5 protein-coding genes are annotated in these 6,487 nt (G+C 49.4%); all 5 read right to left on the reverse strand.

All coding sequences use genetic code 11. The annotated features are described in order from the left end of the window. Positions 1-198: 198 nt before the first annotated feature. The 5 genes from AC1DUA_RS18325 to AC1DUA_RS18345 all read right to left on the reverse strand — a co-directional run bounded on the left by AC1DUA_RS18325 (position 199) and on the right by AC1DUA_RS18345 (position 6,462). Positions 199-1,533, reverse strand: coding sequence for a sulfatase family protein (locus tag AC1DUA_RS18325; RefSeq protein ID WP_477501134.1), 1,335 nt, complete (start codon positions 1,531-1,533; stop codon positions 199-201). Then, on the reverse strand, positions 1,530-2,924 hold the full coding sequence (locus AC1DUA_RS18330; protein ID WP_477501135.1) for a sulfatase family protein: 1,395 nt from the start codon (positions 2,922-2,924) through the stop codon (positions 1,530-1,532). The genes AC1DUA_RS18325 and AC1DUA_RS18330 overlap by 4 nt, the downstream gene beginning before the upstream one ends. Positions 2,925-2,946: 22 nt before the next feature. After that, entirely contained in the window at positions 2,947-3,735 is a 789-nt protein-coding gene (locus AC1DUA_RS18335; protein WP_477501136.1) for a carbohydrate ABC transporter permease, read from the reverse strand. Between the two features lie 4 nt (positions 3,736-3,739). Next, positions 3,740-4,657 carry a carbohydrate ABC transporter permease gene (locus tag AC1DUA_RS18340; RefSeq protein ID WP_477501137.1) on the reverse strand — a complete coding sequence of 306 codons (918 nt, stop codon included), beginning with the start codon at positions 4,655-4,657 and terminating at the stop codon, positions 3,740-3,742. Between the two features lie 92 nt (positions 4,658-4,749). Next, on the reverse strand, positions 4,750-6,462 hold the full coding sequence (locus tag AC1DUA_RS18345; RefSeq protein WP_477501138.1) for an alpha-L-fucosidase: 1,713 nt from the start codon (positions 6,460-6,462) through the stop codon (positions 4,750-4,752). Between the last annotated feature and the right edge of the window lie 25 nt (positions 6,463-6,487).

Consider the following 6,487-nt stretch of genomic DNA (forward strand, 5'->3'; position numbering starts at 1 on the left):
AATAAGACCCTGTAGTTCCGCATAAACCAAAAATTATTCGATTTTCTCAGAATAACGCCCTGTAGTTCCGCTTCACCTAGTATTGCTCAACAATAAGCATGCTTCAGACAGCAAATAGGCCAATCAGCGCAAAAAGAGGCCACCCTCAAGTAGAAGCACTCTACTCGCAAGGCAACCTCTTAGAGCTCCAAGCTCTACTCACAATCCTTGAAGCGCAGTCTTAAGCCTAGCCGTCACGTCCGGATAATCCTCCGCGACATTCCGATTCTCCCACGGATCGCTCCGCACATGATACAGCCGATCCTCCCGATCCCGCTCAGCGATCAGCTTCCACTCCCCGTCCGAAGCGATCCGCCACGAGCTGGGATGCTGTGGTCCTTCGTCCAAGCCAGACACTTGAACGTCGCGCAAACTGCTCACCCCTTCGCCGCGCACCACGCTTTTCAGCGAAATCGAGTCTTTCGCTTCTTCCATGGTCAGATCCGTCAAATCCAGTATCGTGCTTGCCAAATCCTGCAGTTCTACCAGCGCTTCACTGTACTGATCCTTCTGAATGCCAGGCCCGCTAATTACCAGCGGAATGTGCACGGAACCACGCTCAGGCTTGCATTTCCCGAATTTATCGAAATCCCCCAGCATATCGCCATGATCCGAGGAATAAATGATCACCGTATTCTCCAAGTCGCCTCTGCGCTTCACTGCATCAAGCAGATGACCGATATTGCGGTCGATATTCTCCAGCATGGCGGCATAGTTTTGCCGAATTCTATTCCAGGTTTCCTCCGGAACGCTGCTGTTGTTCGGCTCTGCGAATTGCACCTGCTCCCAATCCGCTTTCATCCGGTGCGTAATATCCCATGGCTCATGCGGGCCAACGAAGTTCACCATGAGAAACCAAGGCTGGTCAGCAGGGAAGTCCTCCAGCATTTGCACGCCATTTCGCGTCAGCCAATTATCGCAATACGCCTCATCCGGCAAATCCGTGGCATCGGTTCGTTGACCGCGATCTTGCATATCCTTCAGGTGTATGTCAGCTAATCCTTCCTGATACAAATAGTTCATGTAAGGATCTTTCGGAGACTCTTTGCCCGAAATAATGGCATCAATTTTGCCTGCGTTATCTATCGCATCTGTATAACCAAGCTGGCTTAACTCATCAATCCAGCCATCCAGCCCCCACCAATGAGTGGCTTTGTGCAGATCGAACTTGCCGACACCGCCAACCCGGTAGCCATGATCTTTCAAGACCGAGTAGAACGTTTTGCGTGACAAATCGTAATTTTCATGATTGCCGGTCACTCTCGGCTTATTGTATCGTAATCCCGATGCCAGGCAAGCACGAGCCGGTGCGCACAAGGGAGATGAGGTTATCGCCTTGGTAAAGGTAACACCTTGCTTCATTAAAGCTTCCATATGAGGCATTCTGATTGGCAATGGCTCCATGCCCATAGCTGCGACAACAGCCGGCGCGTAAGGCATCCAATCCCCACGATGCGTATCAGGAAATAGAAACAGGAAGTTGGGACGGCTCATCCTTTGCTCCCCATTTCCTGAAGGATTGGATCTTGGACGTTGTGCTGCCATGCTAACAACTCATGTTGCAATCGCTGCAGCTGCTCCTGCCTTGCGGAATCCTCCGCCAAATCACGGGTTTCCCATGGATCGTCGTATAGATCAAACAACTGGATCCGATTCGTGCCCACTTCGCCGCTGCGGAAGTAGCGAATTAGTTTCCAGCGTCCGTCACTCACCATACGCTGAACATTTTTATATGCGGCAAATACGCTTTTCCTTGACTCCGTTTCCTCACCAGCTATCATTCGGCCCATGCTTTTACCCTCAACCGTTTGGGGGAGCGATGTTCCCGTCAGTTCACACAATGTCGGGAAAATATCCATTTGACAGCCAAGACCACTGGCCACCGCCCCTTGCGGCAGTCCGGGTCCTTGCATGATGAGCGGAATATGGATGCTGTGATCATACAAACTTTGCTTGCCCATTAGCCCATGCTGCCCCAAGGCGATGCCATGATCAGCCGTATATACAATGATCGTCTGCTCGCGCTGATTGGTTTGGTCAAGTGCCTGCAGAATACGGCCGATTTGCTCATCCATATGCGTAATCATGCTGTAATACTCAGCTAGATGCTGACGAATTTCTTCTGACCTACGCGGAAAAGAAGCTAGCTTCTCATCACGCACATGCAGTTCGCCATTATCAAAAGGATGCTCCGCCATGAAATTGTCAGGCAACGGGATATGATCTCTCGCATAGAGATCCAAATAGGCTTGAGGCGGAGTCCGTGGATCATGCGGTGCTGTAAAAGCCACGTATAAAACAAACGGCTCTTCTTCCTTATATTGCTGGATAAAATCAATGGCTGTTTCTGCAAAAAGCTCCGTCGAAAACATCTCGCTTGGAACTGCATGATCCGCATGATACCCACCTGCGGGGTCATAATCATGCATGGGCAGGCCGATATGATCGCCCATGCCACCGAAGAAAATGTTCGCCCCGTCCGAAAAACTTCGGGCATAGCTCTCTTTGCCATTGTGCCACTTACCGATGCCACAGGTCCGATATCCCTCTCTGCGGTACACCTCAGGCCATGTCGGGAGGGAGGGATTAATCGCCCATAGCTGCGGATTCTCCGTCTCTCCCAGCTTAACTTCTTTTTCCGTCACCGTTGCTTGGAACACATTCGTCCCCGTCAAGAGACTGGCCCGGCTGGGTACACAGAGTGCAGCCGTTTGTCCTCCCATCGTGTAGATGGATGTAAACCGTACCCCCTCAGCTGCCAGACTATCCAGAACAGGTGTTTGTACCACCTGATTGCCATAAGCGCCAATCCCGTCGAACCGATGATCATCCGCGATTAAAAATACGATATTCGGCTTTTTATCCCGAGCTTCATGTTCTCTCATTTTAACCTCCAGAATCAGATGTTTATTTGATGGCGCCGCTCGTCAGGCCGCGCTGCATATACTTTTGACCGAAGATATACAGAATCACTACCGGAATCGTAATTAAAACAAGCGCAGCAAACACTTTATGGTAATCGGAGGTATACTCTTTGATGAAAAATTTGGGAGCCATGGTCACGGTCAGCATCGTTTCCTTACTAATGAAAACAAGCGGAAGTACGTACTGGTTCCAGGAATTGAGAAAGGCTAGAATGCCAATGGTTGTCAACACCGGTATGGCCAGTGGCAGCATCACGTGAACGAATCTTCCCCACGCATTGGAACCGTCAATCTCCGCAGCTTCCAGAAGCTCGCCTGGCACCTCATCGAACGCGTTACGGGCTAGCAGCAAGGAAAATGGAATGCTCATCGCGACTTCCGGACCAATCAGGGACAGATACGTATTCATCCAATGGAAGGACTTGATGGTTTGGAACAAAGGAACGAGCATCGCAACAGGAGGGATCATCAGACCGATCAAACAAATGGCAAAGACAGAAGAATCCCCGGGAAATCTCAGTTTGCTGAAGCCAAACGCCGCTAAGGATACAACGATTAGAAGCAGCAGCACGACCGAAGTCGATACAATAAAGCTATTGATTAGAAAGTGCGGAAATAAGTCCAAACTTACGACGGCTTGATAATTCCCCCACTGGTCACCCTCTAACGAATACATCACCAGATAAACCATGGGAATCACCCAGATAGCAGCGAGGATTAGGAGAAGAAGATTCATCGTGATCTTCTCAGAGCGTTGCATGCGACCGAACATCCTTTTACCTCCTAACCTTGTTATAGACGCGGAGCTGGAAAGCCGTATAACCAAAGGCGATGAGCAGTAGAACAACGGAAACCGCTCCACTGTATCCCGTTCTATATTTGAGAAGAGACTCCCGGAATAAGAAAGTGGAGATGAGCTCCGTCTCTCCTCCCGGACCGCCCTCTGTCATGATCCAGATTAAGTCGAATACTTTGAGCGCATGGATAATGCCAAGAATGAGTAACGTGATGTGGGTACCGCTGAGCATGGGAAAAATGATATGGCGGAATTGCCTTAGCACTCCGGCTCCATCGATTTTGGCGGCTTCGAAGATTTCCTGGTCAATATTTAACAGACTGGTGTAGTAAATCAGCATGTAGAATCCCGTATTGGCAAAAATGTAGACGGCAGCAATCGCATTCAGCGCAGTAGCTGGCTCAGACAACCAGGAATGTGTCCAGCTGTCCACACCTGCAAACCGCAGCATGGTATTGAGCAAGCCAAAATTCGGTTCATAAATGCCGGCGAACGTCGTGCCAACCGTGACAACGGCAATCACATGCGGCAAAAAGAAGATGGATTTAAACAGCCCATCTGCCACCCAAACGCCGTTAAGCAAGGTTGCAAGCAACAGTCCAAGCGCCATTGAGAGTGGAATCGTTATAACTAGAAAATAGAACGTATTGCCAAGTGCTTGATAGAAATTAGGATCATGAAGCAGACTCACATAATTGTCGAGACCGATAAACACTTTGCTGCCAATGCCCGACCACTCAAAAAATCCGATATAAACATTATAGAAAATGCCAAAAAAAGTGAACACCGAGACAAAAAGTAATAAGGGCAGAGCAAAATATAAGCCAGTGAAGCGTCCTCGCTTTTTCTTTTTTGATTTGGCTGCTGCTGGTTTCGTTGCCGTTAACACGATATCCACTTGGCTCCTCCTCACAACCTTCACGAGGGAGGGACCTCTGCCTGCCAAGCTGCCGCTCACAGAGACCCGCTACTTCATGAATGTAAGCTTAATTAATGAAACGCAATGTAGTCCAAATGAGCGAAATAGTTGTTCGAATTCGGGTTCTTCGTATGTTTCACGACTACTTTAATGGTATGGTTGCCTGCCGCCAAATCTTGCTTATCGTATGCGAGCACCTTATTCTGCTGCGAGGCCGCATAGGAGTCGAAGGTCGTCTGGAGGACGCCGTCTACATAGATATCGAATTTGCCGCCGCCTGCTCCTTTTTGGGTATACAGCTTAACGCCTGTTCCATTAAAAGCGTACTCGGCATACGCATCCTGCGTACTGCTGTACGAAATCGTTCCCTCGTAGCTTGCAGCCCTGGAAATGTGATTCCAAGTACCGCTGTAGGTGATGGCTGCATTCGTATCATCAACGATTGTATCCGTTTGTGTCTGCACGGGAGTCCCCAAATACTCGAACAAATCCAAATTCACGTTAGTGCCGCTTGCGTTAGGATTCTTGGTGCCTGTTGCGACCATTTTAATTGTATGCGTAGCGTTCGTGAGCGACGTTGTCTCGTAAGCAACAACATCAAAATCTGCTGACGCCGAATAGGAATCATAGGTCGAGACCTTATTCCCATCGATATATACATCGAAGATGCCTGTCGATGAATTCTTTTTCGTAATCAGCCTCACGCCTGTGCCTGTAAACGTATATTCTGCGGAAGCACCCGCCTGACCACTGTTTCGGTCTGTGCTTTTGAAGTAGCTGGAATTGCTCTGATCAGCCCAAGTGCCGCTGTAGGTGATGAGCGGACTTCGATCATCGGTTTGCTTCCACCTTGGAATCAATCCAATATTGTGCATCAGGTTGAGCCCTGCCTGCGAAATTTTCCCATTCGGTCCAGGCGGCACGCTTACGGCAAATGAGGCATACCTTTTGTTGTAATAATGCACCTTATTCGCCGTATATGCTGCGCTGCTCCATGGTGCCGCTGGCGATTCATTATTCGTAAAAGACCAATAATCTGTATATAGGCTCCACGCTTCTTCCCACGGAGTGCTATTGCCAACAGGCGGGTCGCCATTCACTAATTCTGTCACGTGCACATCGGAATCAGCCGCTTTATCATCATCATGGAAAAAGACGAGCGTATTCGGCTGGATCGATTTCACATGAGCTTCCAACTGAGCCGCTTGGCTGTTATTGATAGCTTTGGCATGATCGAACCAGATCGCAATAACGTCCCCATAATTCGTTAACAACTCGGTCAGCTCATTTTTGGCAAAATCCGTATACGCGCTATTCCCCATGACGCCTTTCGGAAAATGGTACCTGTCATCCGCATTGAAATAGATGGCGAACTTCAATCCGTATGTCGCGCAGGCATCGGAAATCGCTTTGACGACGTCGAGATTCGGCGCAGAGCTTGTGGCGATATCATAAGTCGTATACGCGCTATCCCAGGCTGCCCAGCCATACCGGTGTTTGGCTACGGCAATCACGTAGTCCATGCCGGCGTCTTTCGCAGCAGCTACCCACTGATTCGCATCAAAATCTGTCGGCGCAAACAGCGTGGAAGGAAAATTCTGCGGATCCCCATCGCCGCCAGCTGTACCTGTGTAAGTGTTCAATCCATAGTGTGGGAAAAATCCAAAGCCCAATTGTACGTATTCGTCCGGTGTTATCGCCTTAGCGCTGGGGATAAAGGTAGAAACGGACAGCACAGACGCGACGAGCAGGCTGCCCACAGCTAGTATCGTTTTCTTTTTCATGGCTATCTCCTCCCCCCTGTTAGCG

It is taken from the genome of Paenibacillus sp. 01T422, assembly GCF_056398785.1.

Coding starts and splice junctions, on each gene's coding strand:
- AC1DUA_RS18325 (WP_477501134.1), bottom strand. CDS start 1,533: ATGAGCCGTCCCAACTTCCTGTTTCTATTTCCTGATACGCATCGTGGG.
- AC1DUA_RS18330 (WP_477501135.1), bottom strand. CDS start 2,924: ATGAGAGAACATGAAGCTCGGGATAAAAAGCCGAATATCGTATTTTTA.
- AC1DUA_RS18335 (WP_477501136.1), bottom strand. CDS start 3,735: ATGTTCGGTCGCATGCAACGCTCTGAGAAGATCACGATGAATCTTCTT.
- AC1DUA_RS18345 (WP_477501138.1), bottom strand. CDS start 6,462: ATGAAAAAGAAAACGATACTAGCTGTGGGCAGCCTGCTCGTCGCGTCT.